The organism is Paenochrobactrum sp. BZR 201-1 (assembly GCF_044987585.2).
GTDB lineage: Bacteria > Pseudomonadota > Alphaproteobacteria > Rhizobiales > Rhizobiaceae > Paenochrobactrum > Paenochrobactrum pullorum.
Genome location: NZ_JBJDRZ020000020.1, coordinates 1 through 2132, shown reverse-complemented (window position 1 = coordinate 2132; position 2132 = coordinate 1). Strand labels below are relative to the sequence as shown.

Below are 2132 nucleotides of genomic sequence, written 5' to 3'. Positions count from 1 at the left end.
TGTTTATTTCCTGATTAAACGCATGCAGGAACAATCTGCATGAGGCTCACACTTCAACACATCACCGGCGCGATTATAGGAGGGGCAGTTTCAGGCCTCTTTTTTTATGCACTCGGCCAACATGACGCTAAACAGGATGCAGCGCTTAAAGCCGCAAAGGCCGTCACACAAGCAATCCAGAGCAGGGCAGGTATCAATGAGACAATCAACAATATGGATGCTGTGCGGCTTTGTATTGAGCTTGGCGGGTTGCGGTCAGACTGTGAGCAATTGCGCGGGCTGGCAGCAGATCAGCCTTAAACCTGAAACGGCTGTCTACGTGGCGCTAAACGATTCTCATGCTGGTAAATCAATCGCCGGACATAATGCCTATGGAAATAAAGCGGGGTGCTGGTGATGGATGATCCTTTAAACGAATACGGCTTAAAGGCTTCTGTAGTTGTCGCCGGTTTTGCGGGAGGGTTACTTCGGGCGCTCTCACATAAGAATTATACTTTCCGAGAAGCTATTGCATCACCGGTATGCGGGGCATTGGCGGCAGGGTATCTCACCAGCCCATTTGTTCACTATTTAAACGCCGTGCATTTCCCTTTACCACCAGACGATGGCTCTAACGTCACAATCCATGCTGGTGCATTTCTTGTTGGTGTTTGCGGTATGTGGATTAGTGACGCGGTCTTTGAAGCAATCAGTAACCGGTTAAATAAAAAATAGATGAGGGCGGCAGTCACTTCGGTGCGTTGTCGCCTTCTTCCTTATGCTCCATGCAAAACCACAGCTGGCCATAGCGTCCTTGAAAGCCGAAGCTTCCCCATTTCTTGCAGCCGTCATGCATGCACCAGTGTTCATCCATTCCTTTGGATGTTCTGACCTTCTTCTCATCGCTCATGCTATGCCACCTACAAAGCCGCTCAATTCCTTGAGACGCTCCATAGCCATGCGGAAACGTCCATCACATCCTTTACCCCGGCACCGTGAACGCCGCTCAACTTCATCGAGGTACAGCTGCTCATAACCTTCCTTCTTACAAATGTCGGCTTTCTTGATGTAAACAAGGCGGCCACACTTAAGGCATATCATTTCTAAACGTTGGTCATCTTCCAGATCACGAACTTGTATTTGGCTTTTCCAGCTCATGGCACAGCTATCCCGTGGCGCTAAATATGCGCAAAAGGGTTGAGTGTATTTTCACAAATGCTAATTTGTTCTATAAATGTTCTAATTTAATATGAGAGTCAAATCGTATTTCGGGGCTGTGGATAGCAAAAATACGATTGAGATTCGTAGGCTAATAAATGACGTGGCCATAGGTCAGGGAACAAACAGCTTGATAGCAGGTTGCCACACCACAAAAAGTGTGGCGGAACAGCGTTAGAACATAGTGCCACACCCGATCCTAAAAGATCAGATATTACAAAGACTTGTATATGGTAATAAGGGGAAAATGGAGGCCTCGCCCGGAATCGAACCGGGGTGCAAGGATTTGCAGTCCTCTGCGTAACCACTCCGCCACGAGGCCATCGCTGGAAGTGGGTTCTCAATATTGTAAGGCTTTGATTCCGTCAAGCCGTGTTGATAAAAATAGCAATTATATCTGTATAATAAGGGCTTGATATGCACGGGCTTATCGATTGGCCTGTCGGTATCACGCTTTATTCCTGGCAAAGCGGCTGCTGCGCCATTTTCTTAAGACATAGATTTCGGAATTTCTGCGAAATCGTCTTACTTTATGAGAATCATGCGACAGCAAAATTAAACCAACTGGTAGCATCCATATGCCCAAAATCGGTAAGAAACTTAATGAGCCGCCAATTATGAATCCACAGCCGACGACACGACGCATGAAAACGGTGGCTGGAATCGGAATGCGTTTCCCCAAAATAAGAATCGTATGTTTTTTGCGCGATTGTGATTCTGATGCGGGCATCTGATTTTCCGGATTGGCGATTTTCTTAGTGATTTCTGAAAGTTATGCACAGTTCTGTCTGCTTTTATGCTTCAATATAATGTCTAAAATCGCTTTTTTGAGGGAAGGGGCCAAAAAGTTTCAAAAATAATGATTTAGGACTTGGCAAATCAGAAAATCATTTGCTATACGCCATCTGGTTAATACTAAGAGCAACTGTTCCCCG

5 protein-coding genes and 1 tRNA gene are annotated in these 2132 nt (G+C 46.0%); 2 read left to right on the top strand and 4 right to left on the bottom strand.

Going from position 1 to position 2132, the window contains the following annotated elements; all coding sequences use genetic code 11:
• The first annotated feature begins 39 nt into the window (after window positions 1-39).
• Both ACI0FR_RS12410 and ACI0FR_RS12405 read left to right on the top strand, forming a co-directional pair.
• Entirely contained in the window at window positions 40-300 is a 261-nt protein-coding gene (locus ACI0FR_RS12410) for a hypothetical protein (RefSeq protein WP_404908535.1), read from the top strand.
• A 96-nt stretch (window positions 301-396) separates the two neighbouring features.
• The gene (locus ACI0FR_RS12405; protein ID WP_374832928.1) at window positions 397-714 is read left to right on the top strand and encodes a hypothetical protein; all 318 of its coding nucleotides are present in this window, start codon (window positions 397-399) and stop codon (window positions 712-714) included.
• Between the two features lie 13 nt (window positions 715-727).
• On the opposite strand, the gene ACI0FR_RS12400 is transcribed toward ACI0FR_RS12405, so the two are convergent.
• The 4 genes from ACI0FR_RS12400 to ACI0FR_RS12385 all read right to left on the bottom strand — a co-directional run bounded on the left by ACI0FR_RS12400 (window position 728) and on the right by ACI0FR_RS12385 (window position 1927).
• Window positions 728-889 carry a hypothetical protein gene (locus ACI0FR_RS12400; RefSeq protein WP_404908539.1) on the bottom strand — a complete coding sequence of 54 codons (162 nt, stop codon included), beginning with the start codon at window positions 887-889 and terminating at the stop codon, window positions 728-730.
• On the bottom strand, window positions 886-1137 hold the full coding sequence (locus tag ACI0FR_RS12395; protein WP_343808136.1) for a hypothetical protein: 252 nt from the start codon (window positions 1135-1137) through the stop codon (window positions 886-888). The genes ACI0FR_RS12400 and ACI0FR_RS12395 overlap by 4 nt, the downstream gene beginning before the upstream one ends.
• 308 nt (window positions 1138-1445) lie before the next feature.
• A tRNA-Cys gene (locus tag ACI0FR_RS12390) sits at window positions 1446-1519 on the bottom strand.
• A 126-nt stretch (window positions 1520-1645) separates the two neighbouring features.
• Window positions 1646-1927: a hypothetical protein gene (locus ACI0FR_RS12385; protein WP_374832924.1), complete on the bottom strand. Its 282-nt coding sequence runs from the start codon at window positions 1925-1927 to the stop codon at window positions 1646-1648.
• Between the last annotated feature and the right edge of the window lie 205 nt (window positions 1928-2132).